Source organism: Streptococcus mitis, assembly GCF_003942965.1.
Taxonomy (GTDB): Bacteria; Bacillota; Bacilli; order Lactobacillales; family Streptococcaceae; genus Streptococcus; species Streptococcus mitis_BH.
On sequence record NZ_RJOG01000021.1, the window covers coordinates 18,493 to 35,300 of the forward strand.

General features: G+C 40.2%; 15 protein-coding genes and 2 tRNA genes. 16 read left to right on the plus strand and 1 reads right to left on the minus strand.

What is annotated here, in order from left to right:
* Positions 1–97 precede the first annotated feature (97 nt).
* Positions 98–1,414 (minus strand): FAD-containing oxidoreductase, encoded by a 1,317-nt coding sequence (locus D8837_RS07200; protein ID WP_061864292.1) that lies wholly within the window; start codon positions 1,412–1,414, stop codon positions 98–100.
* 329 nt (positions 1,415–1,743) lie between these two features.
* Here D8837_RS07200 and D8837_RS07205 point away from each other — a divergent pair, with 329 nt between their 5' ends.
* From D8837_RS07205 to D8837_RS07290, 16 genes are all read left to right on the plus strand, one after another.
* Complete coding sequence (locus D8837_RS07205; RefSeq protein ID WP_084928289.1) at positions 1,744–3,318, plus strand: DEAD/DEAH box helicase; 1,575 nt, start codon at positions 1,744–1,746, stop codon at positions 3,316–3,318.
* A gap of 256 nt (positions 3,319–3,574) precedes the next feature.
* Positions 3,575–4,363, plus strand: a complete 789-nt coding sequence (gene codY / locus D8837_RS07215; RefSeq protein ID WP_000940738.1) for a GTP-sensing pleiotropic transcriptional regulator CodY — start codon at positions 3,575–3,577, stop codon at positions 4,361–4,363.
* Positions 4,363–4,938, plus strand: a complete 576-nt coding sequence (locus D8837_RS07220) for a cysteine hydrolase family protein (protein ID WP_125456619.1) — start codon at positions 4,363–4,365, stop codon at positions 4,936–4,938. The genes codY and D8837_RS07220 overlap by 1 nt, the downstream gene beginning before the upstream one ends.
* Before the next feature lie 80 nt (positions 4,939–5,018).
* Positions 5,019–5,104: transfer RNA gene (locus D8837_RS07225), tRNA-Leu, on the plus strand.
* Positions 5,105–5,239: 135 nt separating this feature from the next.
* Positions 5,240–6,517, plus strand: a complete 1,278-nt coding sequence (locus D8837_RS07230; RefSeq protein ID WP_125456620.1) for an ABC transporter permease — start codon at positions 5,240–5,242, stop codon at positions 6,515–6,517.
* Between the two features lie 12 nt (positions 6,518–6,529).
* A complete protein-coding gene (gene vex2 / locus D8837_RS07235; RefSeq protein WP_023946252.1) occupies positions 6,530–7,177 on the plus strand; it encodes an ABC transporter ATP-binding subunit Vex2 in 648 nt (215 codons plus the stop codon).
* Positions 7,178–7,338: 161 nt separating this feature from the next.
* A complete protein-coding gene (vex3, locus tag D8837_RS07245) occupies positions 7,339–8,718 on the plus strand; it encodes an ABC transporter permease subunit Vex3 (RefSeq protein ID WP_125456621.1) in 1,380 nt (459 codons plus the stop codon).
* Positions 8,719–8,859: 141 nt separating this feature from the next.
* Positions 8,860–9,516 carry a response regulator transcription factor VncR gene (gene vncR / locus D8837_RS07250; RefSeq protein WP_125456622.1) on the plus strand — a complete coding sequence of 219 codons (657 nt, stop codon included), beginning with the start codon at positions 8,860–8,862 and terminating at the stop codon, positions 9,514–9,516.
* Entirely contained in the window at positions 9,513–10,841 is a 1,329-nt protein-coding gene (vncS, locus tag D8837_RS07255) for a sensor histidine kinase VncS (protein ID WP_125456623.1), read from the plus strand. Before vncR ends, vncS begins: the two co-directional genes overlap by 4 nt.
* A gap of 140 nt (positions 10,842–10,981) precedes the next feature.
* Positions 10,982–11,863: a class II fructose-bisphosphate aldolase gene (locus D8837_RS07260; RefSeq protein WP_001018997.1), complete on the plus strand. Its 882-nt coding sequence runs from the start codon at positions 10,982–10,984 to the stop codon at positions 11,861–11,863.
* 117 nt (positions 11,864–11,980) lie between these two features.
* Complete coding sequence (locus D8837_RS07265) at positions 11,981–12,913, plus strand: alpha/beta fold hydrolase (protein ID WP_185755689.1); 933 nt, start codon at positions 11,981–11,983, stop codon at positions 12,911–12,913.
* A gap of 57 nt (positions 12,914–12,970) precedes the next feature.
* A complete protein-coding gene (locus tag D8837_RS07270; protein WP_061408643.1) occupies positions 12,971–13,516 on the plus strand; it encodes a histidine phosphatase family protein in 546 nt (181 codons plus the stop codon).
* Positions 13,517–13,833: 317 nt separating this feature from the next.
* Entirely contained in the window at positions 13,834–14,826 is a 993-nt protein-coding gene (locus D8837_RS07275; RefSeq protein ID WP_125456625.1) for an ABC transporter ATP-binding protein, read from the plus strand.
* Between the two features lies 1 nt (position 14,827).
* On the plus strand, positions 14,828–15,646 hold the full coding sequence (locus tag D8837_RS07280) for an ABC transporter permease (RefSeq protein ID WP_125456626.1): 819 nt from the start codon (positions 14,828–14,830) through the stop codon (positions 15,644–15,646).
* Between the two features lies 1 nt (position 15,647).
* Entirely contained in the window at positions 15,648–16,433 is a 786-nt protein-coding gene (locus D8837_RS07285) for an ABC transporter permease (RefSeq protein WP_125456627.1), read from the plus strand.
* 100 nt (positions 16,434–16,533) lie between these two features.
* Positions 16,534–16,606 (plus strand) — tRNA-Thr (locus tag D8837_RS07290).
* Positions 16,607–16,808 lie beyond the last annotated feature (202 nt).

The following is a 16,808-nucleotide window of genomic DNA, read 5'->3' on the forward strand; positions in this document are numbered from 1 at the left end:
TTTCTATTATATCATAAAAGAGGGAAAAGACAGATTTGAGATTTCGTAGAAGTAAAAACAGCCCAAAGGGGGCTGTTCGATACGATTAAATCTCAACTTAAATCGCAAACAAGTCATTCAAGTTCTCAGCCAAGGTTGGGTGAGTGAAGATTTGTTTTGTGAAGTAAGTGTAAGGAATCTTGTTGTCCATAGCAACAGTGATGATGTTGATGATTTCTTGAGAACCTTCTGAGAAGATGCTTGCTCCAAGAATTTCTTTTGTTTCAGTATTAACCACAGCTTTGAAGGCTCCGCGAAGGTCTCCGTTTACGTGACCACGAGGCATTGCTGCAACAGGGATTTCTTTCACTGCGTATGGAAGTTTCAAATCAGTTGCTTGGCTTTCAGTCAAACCAACTTGTGAAAGGGCAGGTGTGATGAACATGGTGTTTGGTACATTGAGACGGTCTTCAAGTGTGTAGCTGCCATCTCCAGCAAGGTAGCTGTATACAACACGGAAGTCATCAAGTGAAATGTAAGTAAATTGAAGGCCGCCGTTGACATCTCCAACTGCAAAGACACCAGGAACGTTTGTTTGACAATGTTTGTCTACTTTAATAGCACCACGTTCAGTTAGTTCAATATCTGTATTTTCAAGTTGAAGTGGTTCTACATTTGGTTTGCGTCCAGTTGCGTAGAGAAGGGCATCGAAACGGTAAGTTTCATTTTCAGTTACGACAAGGACTTGATCACCGTCGTTTTTGATTTCAGTAGTACGGATATTTTGAAGCAATTCAATACCGTCTTCTTCCATGTATTGTTTAGCAAGAGCTGCGATGGAAGGTTCTGCACGAGGAAGGAAAGTATCCAAGGCATCTAGGACTGTGACCTTGCTTCCAAGTTTGTTGTAAAGGCCGGCAAATTCAAGACCGATATTTCCACCACCAAGGACACCAAGTTTTTCAGGTAATTTGTCCAAGTTTTGGATACCTGTTGAGTCAAAGACATTTTTGCTTGTAGCAAGTCCAGGGATTGGCAAGACGTTTGAAACGGCACCAGTGTTGATGACGATTGTTTCAGCAGTCAGTTCTTTCTTTTCATCACCAGCTTGGATTTCGATGACTTTATTTGAAAGGAAGTGAGCTTCCGCATCAAAGATGTCCACGCCTGTACCAGCAACAGTAGCATAGTTTTTACCGTTGAGGCGACCAGTGATAGTGTTTTTGGTAGCAATCACTTCTTCAAAAGGCAAGTCTTTCTCAGCAGCAACCAGCAAAGTCTTAGTTGGGATACAACCAATGTTGATACAAGTTCCACCGTACATAGCTTTGCTACGTTCAACGAGGGCAACTTTTTTGCCAGCTGAAGCCAATTTACCAGCTAGTGTTTTACCAGCTTTACCAAATCCGATAACGATTAAATCATAAGTTAACATTTAGAGTTCCTCCTATTCGAATTTCATTCTAGCACAAGAAAAAAACTTTTGCACAATTCTGCTACGCTTTAAAAAAGTTTATGAAATAGTGGAAATTTCATCCTCATTTTCTCAGAAAAATCGTTTACATGACATTATAGACGGATTTAACTATCTTTTGCTTCTCTCTTGTGTTATACTAGATAGGTTGCAAAGAAAACAGTACTTTTCTTTTGTGGAAAAGAAGCAACACGATTTTATATCCAGTATATGAAAATACGTCATAAAAAGAAAAGTATAAACTAAGCCCTATAGGGTGGCTTCGCACCACCTTTAGAAAGAAGAAGAACGTGAAATTTAATGAATTAAACTTGTCTGCTGATTTGCTAGCAGAGATTGAAAAAGCTGGTTTTGTAGAAGCCAGTCCTATCCAAGAACAAACCATTCCATTGGCTCTTGAAGGCAAGGACGTTATCGGTCAAGCTCAGACTGGTACAGGAAAAACTGCAGCCTTTGGCTTGCCTACCCTTGAAAAAATCCGTACAGAAGAAGCGACCATCCAAGCTTTGGTTATCGCTCCAACACGTGAACTTGCTGTCCAAAGTCAAGAGGAACTCTTCCGCTTTGGTCGTAGTAAGGGAGTCAAAGTACGCTCAGTATATGGCGGATCAAGCATTGAAAAACAAATTAAGGCTCTTAAATCTGGTGCCCATATCGTGGTGGGAACTCCAGGTCGCCTCTTGGACTTGATTAAACGCAAGGCCTTGAAATTACAAGATATTGAAACTCTTATCCTTGACGAAGCGGATGAAATGCTTAACATGGGCTTCCTTGAAGACATTGAAGCTATCATTTCTCGTGTCCCTGAAAGCCGTCAAACCTTACTTTTCTCAGCAACTATGCCAGATGCCATCAAACGTATCGGTGTTCAGTTTATGAAAGAACCTGAGCATGTGAAGATTGCTGCTAAGGAATTGACAACAGAATTGGTTGACCAATACTATATCCGTGTTAAAGAACAAGAAAAATTTGATACCATGACCCGTCTTATGGATGTGGAACAGCCTGAGCTTGCTATCGTATTTGGTCGTACAAAACGCCGTGTAGATGAATTGACTCGTGGTTTGAAAATCCGTGGCTTCCGTGCAGAAGGAATTCATGGAGACCTAGACCAAAACAAACGTCTTCGTGTCCTTCGTGACTTTAAAAATGGCAATCTTGATGTTTTGGTTGCGACAGACGTTGCAGCGCGTGGCTTGGATATTTCAGGTGTGACCCATGTCTATAACTACGATATTCCACAAGATCCTGAAAGTTATGTTCACCGTATCGGTCGTACAGGTCGTGCTGGTAAGTCAGGTCAGTCTATTACTTTTGTATCACCAAATGAAATGGGTTACCTCCAAATCATTGAGAATTTGACCAAGAAACGCATGAAAGGTCTCAAACCTGCAAGTGCAGAAGAAGCTTTCCAAGCAAAAAAACACGTAGCTCTCAAGAAAATCGAACGTGATTTTGCAGATGAGACTATCCGTGCCAACTTTGAGAAATTTGGTAAGGATGCTCGTAAGCTAGCTGCCGAATTTACTCCAGAAGAATTGGCAATGTATATCTTGAGTCTGACTGTTCAAGATCCAGATAGTCTTCCTGAAGTGGAGATTGCACGTGAAAAACCACTGCCATTTAAACCATCAGGTAATGGCTTTGGTAGCAAAGCTAAGGGAGGTCGTGGAAGCCGTCGTGGGGATGACCGTCGAGACCGTGATCGCCGTGGCAATGGTCGTCGTGATAATTTCAAAAAAGGAAGTCGTGGCAACGATCGTTTTGATAAGGAAAAACGTTATCGTAAGGATAATAAAAAACCACGCAATACTTCAAGTGAAAAGCAAACAGGCTTTGTTATTCGTAACAAGGGCGATAAATAAGAAAAAGCGGTTCAAAATGAATCGCTTTTTTATATAAGGAGACCGAATGGAAAAAGAAAGATAAATAAAATAGATATATTATCTTCTTGTAATATTATAATACACAAAAATAGGGAGCTTGTCAATAGAAAATAAGCAATTTAATTAAAAATATTCTTGTTTTTTCAAATTGCAATTAAATAAGCAATTTTCAGATAATAATTGAAAATTCAAGCTGTTTATGTTATAATGATAGCGATTAAATTCGAGGTGAAAAATGGCACATTTATTAGAAAAAACTAGAAAAATTACTTCTATCCTGAAGCGCTCAGAGGAGCAGTTGCAGGAAGAACTTCCATACAATGCGATTACCCGTCAATTGGCCGATATTATTGACTGTAACGCCTGTATCGTCAATAGCAAGGGACGTCTCCTTGGCTATTTTATGCGTTACAAAACCAATACAGATCGTGTAGAGCAATTCTTCCAAACTAAGATTTTCCCTGATGACTATATTCAAGGTGCGAACATGATTTACGATACAGAAGCCAATCTGACAGTTGATCATGATTTAAGTATTTTTCCTGTGGAAAGTCGTGCCGACTTTCCAGACGGTTTGACGACTATTGCACCGATTCATGTATCAGGGATTCGCCTTGGTTCTTTGATTATTTGGCGTAATGATAAGAAATTCGAAGATGAGGATTTGATCCTTGTTGAGATTGCCAGTACCGTTGTTGGGATTCAACTCCTCAACTTCCAGCGTGAAGAAGATGAGAAAAATATCCGCCGCCGTACTGCTGTTACCATGGCGGTTAATACCCTTTCTTACTCAGAACTCCGTGCTGTTTCAGCAATTTTAGGGGAATTAAATGGAAATGAAGGGCAGTTGACTGCGTCAGTGATTGCAGATCGTATTGGAATCACTCGCTCTGTGATTGTCAATGCCCTTCGTAAACTTGAGTCTGCAGGGATTATTGAAAGTCGCTCACTTGGAATGAAGGGAACCTATCTTAAGGTCTTGATTTCAGATATTTTTGAAGAAGTGAAGAAAAGAGATTACTAATGGCAAAGGCTTTAATTTCGATTGATTATACAGAAGATTTTGTTGCTGATAGTGGAAAATTGACAGCAGGCGCTCCAGCTCAGGCGATTTCAGATGCCATCAGCAAGGTAACTCGATTAGCTTTTGAACGCGGAGATTACATCTTCTTTACTATTGATGCTCATGAAGAAAACGATTGTTTCCATCCAGAAAGCAAGCTGTTTCCTCCTCACAATTTGATTGGGACTAGTGGACGGAATTTATACGGAGATTTGGGGGAGTTTTATCAAGAGCATGGTTCAGACAGTCGTGTCTTTTGGATGGATAAACGCCATTACTCTGCTTTTTCAGGGACTGACCTGGATATCCGTTTGAGAGAGCGTCGAATTTCTACCGTTATCTTAACGGGTGTCTTGACGGATATCTGTGTCCTGCATACAGCTATAGATGCCTATAATCTAGGATATGACATCGAGATTGTTAAACCGGCTGTTGCATCTATCTGGCCTGAAAATCATCAATTTGCCCTAGGTCATTTCAAAAATACACTTGGAGCTAAGTTAGTAGATGAAAATCTAAATGAAATTTCAGAGTAATTTGGTTGATGAAATGAAAAAAATTGAAAAAAAGTGTTGACAAGCATCCTAAAAGTTGATATACTAGTAAAGTAATCGACGCGGGGATGGCGGAATTGGCAGACGCGCAGGACTAAGGATCCTGTGACCGCTTTAGGTCGTGAGGGTTCAAGTCCCTCTCTCCGCATGGGATAAGAGTTAGCTTAGGCTAGCTCTTTTTTATCTAATTCAAGTAGAGCAAAAAATTTTTGCTCTTTTTTTGTATTTCATAAACATTTCATATTTAGATTTTATAATAGTCTTACAAATATGGAGGTGACAAATGAATCCAATCCAAATAGCTTGGGCTTATGTCAGCAGAAAACGACTGAGAAGTTTTATTTTATTTCTGATTTTATTGGTCCTGTTGGCCGGAATCTCAGCCTGTTTGACTCTGATGAAGTCCAACAAAACAGTTGAAACCAATCTTTACAAATCACTCAACACATCTTTTTCTATTAAGAAGATAGAGAACGGTCAGACTTTCAAGCTGTCAGACCTAGCATCTGTAAGCAAGATTAAGGGACTGGAAAATGTTTCTCCTGAACTCGAGACGGTCGCAAAACTAAAAGACAAGGAAGCAGTGAGTGGCGAGCAGAGCGTTGAACGTGATGATTTGTCAGCTGCGGACAAGAACTTGGTTAGCTTAACGGCTCTTGAGGATTCATCCAAGGATGTGACCTTCACCAGCTCGGCTTTCAACTTAAAAGAAGGGCGACATCTTCAAAAAGGGGATTCAAAGAAAATCATCATCCACGAAGAGTTGGCTAAGAAGAACGGTCTTTCGCTTCATGACAAGTTTCGCTTGGATGCTGGACAGTCAGAAGCTGGGAAAGGACAAACTGTCGAGTTTGAAATCGTCGGAATCTTCTCTGGTAAAAAACAAGAGAAATTTACGGGCTTGTCTTCTGACTTCAGTGAAAACCAAGTCTTTACAGACTATGAAAGTAGCCAAAGCCTTTTGGGAAATGGTGAATCTCTAGTCAGTGCAGCGCGCTTTTATGTAGAAAATCCTAAGGAAATGGACGGACTCATGAAGCAGGTAGAAAACTTGTCTTTGGAAAATCAAGGCTATCAAGTCGAAAAGGAAAACAAGGCTTTTGAACAAATCAAAGACTCAGTTGCAACCTTCCAAACCTTTCTGACCATTTTCCTTTATGGGATTATGATAGCTGGAGCTGGAGCCTTAATTTTGGTCTTGTCTCTCTGGTTGAGAGAAAGGGTCTACGAAGTGGGGATTTTACTGGCACTTGGAAAAGGCAAGAGCTCGATCTTCCTACAATTCTGTTTAGAGGTAGTTTTGGTATCTCTCGGAGCTTTGCTTCCAGCATTTGTCGCAGGAAACGCAATCACATCTTACCTACTCCAAATCCTACTCGCAAGTGGAGATCAGGCAAGCTTACAAGATACACTAGCCAAAGCAAGCAGTCTATCAACCAGCATCCTATCTTTTGCAGAATCCTATGTTTTTCTAGTTCTGCTTAGTTGCTTATCTGTAGCCCTTTGTTTCCTATTCTTATTTAGAAAATCGCCTAAAGAAATTTTATCATCTATTAGTTAAGAAGGAGAAATCATGACTTTATTACAATTACAAGATGTTACCTACCGTTATAAGAATACTGCTGAGGCAGTTTTATATCAGATCAATTATAATTTTGAACCCGGGAAATTTTACAGTATTATTGGTGAGTCAGGAGCAGGAAAATCCACACTCTTGTCCCTACTTGCTGGTCTAGATAGTCCTGTTGAAGGTTCTATCCTTTTTCAAGGAGAGGACATTCGTAAGAAGGGCTATTCTTACCATCGCATGCACCATATTTCCCTGGTCTTTCAAAATTATAACTTGATAGATTATCTTTCTCCACTGGAAAATATCCGCTTGGTCAACAAAAAGGCAAGCAAGGATACACTTCTTGAGCTTGGTTTGGATGAAAGTCAGATCAAGCGGAATGTTCTCCAGTTATCAGGTGGTCAACAACAACGTGTTGCCATTGCTCGTAGTTTGGTATCAGAAGCTCCAGTTATTCTAGCGGATGAGCCAACAGGAAATCTAGACCCTAAAACTGCTGGAGATATTATCGAACTGCTCAAATCGCTTGCCCAGAAAACAGGTAAATGTGTCATCGTCGTAACTCACAGCAAAGAAGTGGCACAAGCGTCAGATATTACACTTGAGTTGAAAGATAAGAAACTAACTGAAACTCGCAATACTACGAAATAATATGAGCTTTTTCTGTTATACTCTTCGAAAATCAAATTCAAACCACGTCAGCGTCGCCTTACCGTACTCAAGTACAGCTTACGGCTAGCTTCCTAGTTTGCTTTTTGATTTTCATTGAGTATCAGAACTATAAAATAGAACAACATCTAGAAAGGGAACCTATGTTACACAATGCATTTGCCTATGTTACAAGGAAGTTTTTCAAATCGATTGTCATCTTCCTGATTATTCTCCTCATGGCGAGCTTGAGTTTGGTCGGCTTGTCGATCAAGGGAGCTACTGCCAAGGCTTCTCAGGAGACCTTTAAAAATATCACCAACAGCTTCTCCATGCAAATCAATCGTCGCGTCAATCAAGGAACGCCACGTGGTGCTGGGAATATTAAGGGTGAAGATATCAAAAAAATCACCGAAAACAAGGCCATTGAGTCTTATGTGAAACGCATCAACGCTATCGGAGATTTGACTGGATATGAACTTATCGAAACGCCAGAAACCAAGAAAAACCTGACACCTGACCGTGCTAAACATTTTGGAAGCAGCTTGATGATTACAGGTGTCAATGACTCCTCTAAAGAAGACAAGTTTGTCTCTGGTTCTTATAAGCTGGTCGAAGGTGAGCACCTAACAAACGACGACAAGGACAAAATCCTCCTGCACAAGGACTTGGCAGCCAAACACGGCTGGAAAGTAGGGGACAAGGTCAAACTAGACTCTAATATCTACGATGCAGACAATGAAAAAGGAGCCAAGGAAACAGTCGAAGTGACAATCAAGGGACTCTTTGATGGTCATAATAAGTCAGCAGTAACCTACTCACAAGAACTCTATGAAAATACAGCTATCACAGACATTCACACTGCTGCAAAGCTTTATGGATACACAGAAGACACAGCTATTTATGGGGACGCAACCTTCTTTGTAACAGCGGACAAGAACTTGGATGATGTTATGAAAGAGTTGAATGGCATTAGTGGTATCAACTGGAAGAGCTATACTTTAGTTAAGAGCTCCTCTAACTACCCAGCTCTTGAGCAATCCATCTCTGGTATGTACAAGATGGCCAACCTCCTCTTCTGGGGCAGCTTGAGCTTCTCGGTCCTTCTCCTTGCCCTCTTGCTCAGCCTTTGGATCAATGCCCGTCGCAAGGAAGTGGGTATTCTCCTCTCTATTGGTCTCAAGCAGGCAAGTATCTTGGGTCAATTCATCACTGAATCCATCTTGATTGCCATCCCTGCTCTTGTTTCCGCTTACTTCTTAGCTACTTACACAGCGCGTGCAATCGGAAATACTGTTCTTGCCAATGTCACTTCAGGTGTTGCCAAGCAAGCTAGCAAGGCTGCTCAAGCCTCTAACCTTGGTGGTGGTGCAGAGGTAGATGGCTTTAGCAAGACCTTGTCGAGCCTAGATATTTCTATTCAGACATCAGATTTTATCATCGTCTTTGTCCTTGCCTTGGTTCTAGTGGTTCTCGTTATGGCGCTTGCTTCAAGCAATCTCCTTAGAAAACAACCAAAAGAGCTCTTGCTGGATGGTGAATAACAAACTTGCTACCTATTCTCCCCTAAATGGGGTATAATATAGGTAGCATTTTTATCTATTTCATCTTGATTAGGCTTCTTCCTATCAGGAAGAAATAGAAATGAATTAAAGAAATTTAAAGGAATGTGAAACGTTTTTTCTATGAAAATTTTAATTGTAGAAGATGAAGAGATGATCCGTGAGGGAGTCAGTGACTATTTGACGGATTGTGGTTATGAAATCATTGAGGCGGCAGACGGGGAGGAAGCCTTAGAAAAATTTTCCAGCTATGAGGTGGCTCTAGTTTTACTGGATATCCAGATGCCTAAGCTCAATGGCCTAGAAGTCTTAGCTGAGATTCGTAAAACAAGTCAGGTCCCTGTCTTGATGTTGACAGCTTTTCAGGATGAGGAATATAAGATGAGTGCTTTTGCCTCTCTGGCAGATGGCTATCTGGAAAAACCTTTCTCCCTCTCCCTCTTAAAAGTGAGGGTGGATGCGATTTTCAAGCGCTACTACGATACAGGACGCGTCTTTTCTTACAAGGATACCAAGGTGGACTTTGAAAGCTACAGTGCAAGCCTAGCAGGTGAGGAAGTGGCTATCAATGCCAAAGAGTTGGAAATTCTGGACTATCTGGTAAAAAATGAAGGACGAGCCTTGACCCGTTCTCAGATAATCGATGCTGTCTGGAAGGTGACAGATGAGGTTCCTTTTGACCGTGTCATTGATGTCTATATCAAGGAATTGCGGAAAAAGCTGGACTTGGACTGCATCCTCACTGTGCGCAATGTTGGTTATAAATTGGAGCGAAAATGAAACGAACAGGTTTATTTACAAAGATATTCATCTACACCTTCTCGATTTTTAGTGTTCTAGTTATTTGCCTTCATTTAGCCATTTATTTTCTTTTTCCTTCGACTTATCTGAGTCATCGGCAGGAAAGCATTGGCCAGAAAGCGACAGCCATTGCCCAGTCCCTAGAAGGTAAGGATAGGCAGAGTATTGAGCAAGTGTTAGACCTATATTCCCAGACTAGTGATATCAAGGGGGCTGTCAAGGGCGAGATGACCGAGGACAAGTTAGAAGTCAAGGACAGTTTTCCTCTGGATACAGACCGCCAGACAACCTCTCTCTTTATCGAGGAGCGCGAGGTGAAAACGCAAGATGGTAGTACCATGACTCTGCAATTTTTAGCTTCCGTGGATTTGCAAAAGGAAGCAGAGCAAATCAGTCTCCAATTTCTCCCCTACACCTTGCTGACATCCTTTCTAATTTCTCTCTTGGTGGCCTATATTTATGCACGGACTATTGCTGCACCGATTTTGGAAATCAAGCGAGTAACCCGTCGGATGATGGAGCTAGATGCCCAAGTGCGTTTGCGCGTGGATTCTAAGGACGAAATTGGTGATCTCAAAGAACAAATCAATAGCCTCTACCAGCATCTTTTGACTGTCATTGCGGACTTGCATGACAAGAATGAAGCTATTCTCCAGCTGGAGAAGATGAAGGTCGAATTTTTGCGAGGGGCTTCTCATGAATTGAAAACGCCTCTGGCTAGTTTGAAAATCCTGATCGAAAACATGAAAGAAAATGTCGGTCGCTATAAGGACAGAGACCACTATCTGGGAGTTGCTTTGGGGATTGTGGATGAGCTCAATCACCACGTTCTCCAGATACTTTCTCTCTCGTCTGTGCAGGAATTGCGAGATGATAGGGAACAAATTGACCTACACCAGATAACGCAAAGTCTGGTTAAGGATTATGCTTTACTAGCCAAGGATAGAGAGCTCCAGATAGACAATAGTTTGACTCATCAGCAGGCTTATCTAAACCCATCAGTTATGAAGTTGATCCTATCTAATCTCATCAGCAATGCCATCAAGCACTCTGCTCCAGGTGGCTTAGTTCGCATTGGAGAAAGAGAAGGGGAATTTTTTATAGAAAATAGCTGTAGCTCAGAGGAACAAGAAAAACTAGCCCAGTCTTTTTCTGACAATGCTAGTCGCAAGGCCAAGGGGTCTGGGATGGGGCTCTTTGTGGTTAAGAGCCTATTAGAACATGAAAAATTACCTTATCGTTTTGAGATGAAAGAGAATCGTTTGACCTTCTTCATAGCTTTTCCAAAAGCCGCCCAAGACTAGGAATAGAAAGGGTTTACATAGAGGGAGATAGAAGAAATTCAATCGAAACTACGGGAAAAACTAGATTTTTTTGTCAAAAAGTGATAAAATGAACAATGTAAATGGGATGTCCCATAAAAATATACAGGAGGCCTGATAAAATGGCAATCGTTTCAGCAGAAAAATTTGTCCAAGCAGCTCGTGACAACGGTTATGCAGTTGGTGGATTTAACACAAACAACCTTGAGTGGACTCAAGCTATCTTGCGCGCAGCAGAAGCTAAAAAAGCTCCAGTTTTGATCCAAACTTCAATGGGTGCTGCTAAATACATGGGTGGTTACAAAGTTGCTCGCAACTTGATCGCTAACCTTGTTGAATCAATGGGTATCACTGTACCAGTAGCTATCCACCTTGACCACGGTCACTACGAAGATGCACTTGAGTGTATCGAAGTTGGTTACACTTCAATCATGTTTGATGGTTCACACCTTCCAGTTGAAGAAAACCTTAAATTGGCTAAAGACGTTGTTGAAAAAGCACACGCTAAAGGTATCTCAGTAGAAGCTGAAGTTGGTACTATCGGTGGTGAAGAAGACGGAATCATCGGTAAAGGTGAATTGGCTCCAATCGAAGACGCTAAAGCAATGGTTGAAACTGGTATCGACTTCTTGGCAGCTGGTATCGGTAACATCCACGGTCCTTACCCAGCAAACTGGGAAGGTCTTGACCTTGACCACTTGCAAAAATTGACTGAAGCTCTTCCAGGATTCCCAATCGTATTGCACGGTGGTTCAGGTATTCCTGATGAGCAAATCCAAGCAGCTATCAAACTTGGTGTTGCGAAAGTTAACGTTAACACTGAATGCCAAATCGCATTCGCTAACGCAACTCGTAAATTTGCTCGTGACTACGAAGCAAACGAAGCAGAATACGACAAGAAAAAACTCTTCGACCCACGTAAATTCTTGGCTGATGGTGTAAAAGCTATCCAAGCATCAGTTGAAGAACGTATCGACGTATTCGGTTCAGAAGGTAAAGCTTAATCTAGCTGAATAATACAGATGAAACCTGCCCATGAGGGTGGGTTTTTTGGTGTGAATATATTGTAGATGAACCAATATTAAGTTGCTAAAAGGTTCTATTTTTTGTACAATAATGCTATGAAAAAACTAAAACAATGTAGTCTTGCCTTTCTTAGTTTCATTCTTTTGTTTCTAGCGGCTACATTCATCTTTCACCGTATCAGTTTGGAAAAAGAACAAGCCTCACTGACACCTATGGGACAACAAGTTCTCGTCGATGGACATCAAATAAATGTTTACGTTGAAGGGAATGGTCCTGAGACTATAGTAGTTCTCTCAGGTGCTGGTATTGCTTCTCCTATATTGGACTTTAAAGAAGTATCGGAATCCTTATCGAAACGGTATAAGGTAGTCATCGTGGAGCGAGCAGGATATGGTTATAGTGATGATAGCAATCATTCAAGAGATGTGATGGAGGTTTTGTCTGAGACGCGTCAAGCTCTTTCACAAGCAAATGTCAAAGGTCCTTTTATCATTTTGTCTCATTCCATGGCTAGTCTTGAGAGTTTAGCTTGGCAGGAAAAATATCCTGATGAAGTGAAAATCTTGATTGGGTTAGATTGGGCACTGCCAGCTAGTTATGAGAATTTAAAGGACAATCAGGCCTTGCTTACTATAGTCTATTGGAGCAGCAAGATTGGCTTATTACGCTACTTCCCTGAGTCCTTTTATATAAAAAATCCAACCCTGATCGAAAGTGAACGAAAACAATATAAACTTCTAGCTTATAAGCAGTTGATGTCACAAGCCATGCTTCATGAATCCCAAACGGTAAAGGAAAATGCCAAGAAAGTTCCCTCAAACATTAATCCGAAAATTCCGGCCTTACTAATGGTTTCTAATGGTGATGGTACTAGCTTTAGCCAATTTGAGTGGCAACGTTATGCAGAGAGATTTGCAAGTGACCAGTCTAATGTTCAAGTCGTCTATATGGATGCGCCTCATGACCTCTATCATTATAAAAGCCATGAAATAGTTTCTCAGATTGAAGATTTTTTAAAGAGTAATTGATGGTTTAGAGATCATTTTAATTTTAGACTGATGACAATAATTGAAAGGTAATGACTTATGAATAATTCTTATATTTTACTTAGACATGCTCATTCAAAATTTTCAAGTGATGATTTTAATAGAACTTTGTCAGAAAAAGGATTTTCATCTCTTGATCAGTTAGAGTTTTTGAATTCTTTTAATATTGATCATTATTTTTCTAGTCCTTATAAACGAGCATTTGAAACGATTAATAGCTCGCCAATTCAATTTGATAAAATAGTTCTTGATAATCGGTTACGAGAGAGAAAATTATCTTCAACCTTTATAAAAGATTCTGAGTTTGAAGACAGTATTAAATATTTATGGCAAAATCCCAGTGAATCTCTTTCAGAAGGGGAATCAAATCAAGATGCACTAGCTAGAGTACTAAATTTTTTAATGGAATTGGAAGAGAGATACTCAGAAAAAACGATTTTACTTAGTTCACACGGGAATTTGATAGGAATACTACTACATCACTTTGATTCCAGTTTTGATTATGAAAAATGGGAGCAGATGACCTTTCCAGATTGTTTTCTAATTGATAGAAATGGGATTGTAAAAAGAATTATGAAAGATTAGTTCTTTGATTAAATAGTGATTCATATTGATCAAAATAGTTTGCTTTTTATAATTCGTAACCTGCCCATTGGGCAGGTTTTTTGGTGTTTTAAGGAGACTATTAAGCCAGAATTTTTGAATAAAAGTATTATTTTAATAGAGAAATTTTCTTTTTCATAAACTTTAGGCAAACGCTTGCATTCTGATTTTTATTGGGCTATAATAGGTTGGTATAAAGCTTTCTGTAGTAATAACATGTAGAAGGTGTAGAAAGTAAGGATTTAGAATATTTGTAGTCAAAAATACAATGTTGCTATTCCTTACATAGGGAGATCAATATGGCAATGATAGAAGTGGAACATCTTCAGAAAAATTTTGTGAAGACAGTTAAGGAACCAGGGTTGAAGGGGGCTTTGCGTTCCTTTATTCATCCTGAAAAGCAGACCTTTGAAGCGGTTAAGGATTTGACCTTTGAGGTACCAAAGGGGCAGATTTTAGGCTTTATCGGAGCAAATGGTGCTGGGAAGTCGACAACCATCAAAATGCTGACAGGAATTTTAAAACCGACATCTGGTTTTTGTCGGATTAACGGCAAGATTCCGCAGGATAATCGTCAAGATTATGTCAAGGATATTGGGGTGGTCTTTGGACAACGTACTCAGCTATGGTGGGATTTGGCTCTGCAAGAGACCTACACGGTTTTAAAGGAGATTTACGATGTGCCAGATTCGCTCTTTCATAAGCGCATGGATTTTTTGAATGAAGTCTTGGATTTGAAGGACTTTATCAAGGATCCCGTACGAACTCTTTCACTGGGACAACGGATGCGGGCGGACATTGCAGCTTCCTTGCTCCACAATCCCAAGGTTCTCTTTTTAGATGAGCCGACCATTGGTTTGGACGTTTCGGTCAAGGATAATATTCGTCGGGCTATTACTCAGATCAATCAGGAGGAAGAGACGACCATTCTCTTGACCACCCATGACTTAAGTGATATTGAGCAACTATGTGATCGGATTTTTATGATTGATAAGGGGCAAGAGATTTTTGATGGAACGGTTAGCCAGCTTAAGGATACATTTGGCAAGATGAAGACGCTCTCCTTTGAACTGCTACCAGATCAAAGTCATCTCGTCTCTCACTATGAAGGTCTGCCTGATATGATTATTGATAGACAGGGGAATAGCCTCAACATTGAATTCGATAGTTCTCGCTACCAGTCAGCTGACATTATCAAGCAAACCCTGTCTGATTTTGAAATTCGCGATTTGAAGATGGTGGATACGGATATCGAGGACATTATCCGTCGCTTCTACCGAAAGGAGCTCTAAGATGGTCAAATTGTGGAGACGTTATAAACCCTTTATCAATGCAGGTGTTCAGGAATTGATCACCTATCGAGTAAACTTTATTCTCTATAGGATAGGCGATGTCATGGGGGCTTTTGTTGCTTTTTATCTTTGGAAGGCTGTCTTTGATTCCTCTCAGGAGTCTTTAATTCAGGGCTTCAGTATGGCAGATATCACCCTCTACATCATCATGAGTTTTGTGACCAATCTTCTGACTAGGTCAGATTCGTCCTTTATGATTGGGGAGGAGGTCAAGGATGGTTCCATTATCATGCGCTTGTTGCGACCAGTGCATTTTGCGGCCTCCTATCTTTTCACTGAGCTTGGTTCCAAGTGGTTGATTTTTATCAGCGTTGGCCTTCCATTTTTAAGTGTCATTGTTTTGATGAAAATCTTATCTGGTCAAGGGATGGTAGAAGTGCTGGGATTAACTGTCCTTTATCTTTTTAGCTTAATGCTTGCCTATCTGATTAACTTTTTCTTTAATATCTGCTTTGGATTTTCTGCCTTTGTGTTTAAAAATCTTTGGGGTTCCAACCTACTTAAGACTTCTATAGTGGCTTTTATGTCTGGAAGTTTGATTCCCTTGGCTTTCTTTCCAAAGCTTGTTTCAGATATTCTGTCCTTCTTGCCTTTTTCATCCTTGATTTACACTCCGGTCATGATTATCGTTGGGAAATACGATGCCAGTCAGATGCTTCAGGCGCTCGCTTTACAGTTTTTCTGGCTCTTAGTGATGGTGGGGCTGTCTCAGTTGATTTGGAAACGAGTCCAGTCATTCATTACCATTCAGGGAGGTTAGTATGAAAAAATATCAACGCATGCATCTGATTTTTATCAGACAATACATCAAACAAATCATGGAATACAAGGTGGATTTTGTGGTTGGTGTCATGGGAGTTTTTCTAACTCAAGGCTTAAATCTCTTATTTCTCAATGTCATTTTTCAACACATCCCATCCCTAGAAGGTTGGACTTTTCAAGAAATTGCTTTTATCTATGGATTTTCCTTGATTCCCAAGGGATTGGATCATCTCTTTTTTGATAATCTCTGGGCGTTGGGACAACGCTTGGTGAGAAAGGGAGAGTTTGACAAGTATTTGACTCGTCCTATCAATCCTCTCTTTCACATCTTAGTTGAGACCTTTCAGATTGATGCTTTTGGCGAACTCTTAGTCGGTGGTATTCTGCTAGGAACAACAGTAACTAGCATTGCTTGGACTCTTCCAAAATTCCTGCTTTTCCTAGTTTGTATTCCTTTTGCGACCTTGATTTATACTTCCTTGAAAATCGCGACAGCCAGCATCGCTTTTTGGACCAAGCAGTCAGGAGCAATGATTTACATTTTCTATATGTTTAATGATTTTGCCAAGTATCCCATTTCAATTTATAATTCATTTCTTCGTTGGTTAATCAGTTTTATTGTACCTTTTGCCTTTACGGCCTACTATCCTGCCAGCTATTTCTTGCAGGACAAGGATGTAATCTTTAACGTCGGAGGTTTGATTTTGATTTCTCTGGTTTTCTTTGCTATTTCCTTGAAACTTTGGGACAGGGGCTTGGATTCCTATGAAAGTGCAGGTTCTTAAGATGAAGAAACTCAAAGCCTTGTCTCAGGACAGGCTTTTTCTAATAGAGATGAAAATTCCTTGACATCTGTTCTTAGAGTGCTATACTGTAAGTGTAATCGCCGATTTAGCTCAGTTGGTAGAGCAAGGCACTCGTAAAGCCTAGGTCACAGGTTCAATCCCTGCAATCGGCAAAGTGAAGAAACTCATTTTACTGGGTTTCTTTTTTCTTAACTATCGAACCACTTAGATTGAGATGTAGATTAGATAGGTGAAATATTTTTATAACTAACCTACTTTTTTAATTAATCAAGTTGGGTTAGTTTTGTTTTATAGAAAAAGATTTCTGATATTATCACCATTTTTGATTTGATGTTGACAAGCTATTCATTCAAT